The 1,714-nt window shown below is 35.9% G+C and carries 2 protein-coding genes; both read left to right on the forward strand.

What is annotated here, in order from left to right; all coding sequences use genetic code 11:
* Positions 1-157 precede the first annotated feature (157 nt).
* Complete coding sequence (locus ACFIL2_RS00175) at positions 158-511, forward strand: hypothetical protein (protein ID WP_375640717.1); 354 nt, start codon at positions 158-160, stop codon at positions 509-511.
* Positions 512-517: 6 nt separating this feature from the next.
* The coding region (locus tag ACFIL2_RS00180) for a DUF6990 domain-containing protein (RefSeq protein ID WP_375680471.1) at positions 518-1,714 on the forward strand (1,197 nt) is incomplete at its 3' end.

Here is a 1,714-nt window from a genome sequence, read left to right on the forward strand (position 1 = left end):
TTATCCAGGACTTTTTGAATGAAAGTGAATAGCGATGCGAACTAAAGACGTGACAGAGATTTTAAAAACGCTTGGCTGGGAGACCAAAGATCAACTATTATTTACAGTGGTAGAACAGTATTAGCGTGAATAAACTGCGACTTATGGAGAATAATCTATGAACTTTTCGTTAAAAAAAATACATCGCCCTGATATTATTTATGTGGAGAAAGGTGTATTAAAAGTTATTGATATAAAAACTGGTAATTTTCAATTAACAGAATGTCAAAAAGATTTTGAAATAGCGTATAAAACAGGAGATGCAAAACCTTTTGGGAAAGTTATGAAACGCTATCTGGGCGAAAATAAGGAACAGCTTAATAAATACCAAGAAGATTTGAAAAAATTTGAAGGAGATGCAGAGCTTCTGAAAGAGTTTAGAGACAATTGGAGTGAAAATCAAATAAACAAAGAGTGGAATAGAATAATTCCTTATACAGTTAGCTGTTATCCGGCGGTTGGAGAAGAGTGAAACATTATGCAAACTAAAGATGCAGCAGAAATATTAAAAAGTCTGGGCTGTGAGCTCTATCGTGATGAAGTAGGCGATACATTTGCCTATTATTATCTTCCGGATCGCATTGTGGATTTGAGCTATGGTGTGAAACATGAAACGGATGGTGAAAAATTTTGGTTATTAGCTAGTCTCACAACTGCTTCTTATAGTCTTGCTTGTGAATATTCTAGGGGGCAAAAGTCACGGTATGGATATATACTCTATCCAGAAATAGGTGATTTCGGGGTTACGGTACCGGATCTTTCAGAAAGTCATATTGAATCTGCTTTAAACAAAGTCATTACTTGGGCGCAAGCACAAGATATTGAAAAAAAATTACATGAAGAAGCTGCTAATCATTCTCTTGTTGCAAAGGCTCTTCTCGGCGAGATAGAAGCTTTAAGGAGTTATGAGTCTACGCCCAAAATAAACGTATCAGAATTTTCTGATTATAAAATAATGACGTGGAATGAACGCTTGCTTCTTTTTGCACAGGTCTATAAAAATGGGGAATTAGACGATATTCTAACGCGCAATAAGCCAAAACAGCGCTCGATAAATCTCATCGCAGCAAGTCGCATCCTCAAAACGCGAGGATGGATTGCTATGGAACCTGAGAGAATGTTTCTCTCTTTGCCAGACCGTTTTATTCAATTTGATTTTGGCTTTATACGTCTTCATGATAATTACAATGTTCGTCTTGAAGCTGAAATATCTAATGAAGAGATTTCTGTAGCTTGCAAATATATTCACTATAGGAGAGAATATAATTGGATACGACCTACGGATATTTATAAGTCTTTTAACACGATTGGAGGAGGTTTTTTTAGTGGTTTTGGCAAGGAAATTGATATTTGTGTAGAGGAATTGAATGAGCAAGAGTTAACAAAAATCTCTGAGCGGATAATACAGTGGGCACGCGCCCAAGATTTACAAGCATCAATAGAAAGCAAAACACGTGTTCAAAAGTATAGCTACAATATAGATATAGTCTGGCATTTGGCTTGTTTAGCGTTGACAGGTCGAATTGATATCCTGAAATCTTATAAAAATTTTTTAGAAGCTGGTACGATTTCTGAACATTTGGATGATGATGAAGTAGAAAAATATGTTAACCATGCCGTTGAATTTGCTGAAGAACATCTGAAAATCCTTAATGAGCGAGAAGCAGCAGAAGCA

The organism is Bartonella sp. AP30XZML, assembly GCF_042195945.1.
Taxonomy (GTDB): domain Bacteria; phylum Pseudomonadota; class Alphaproteobacteria; order Rhizobiales; family Rhizobiaceae; genus Bartonella.

What these genes read in the sequence shown, in the direction of transcription:
- ACFIL2_RS00175 (WP_375640717.1), top strand. Translation starts at nt 158, where the DNA reads ATGAACTTTTCGTTAAAAAAAATACATCGCCCTGATATTATTTATGTG.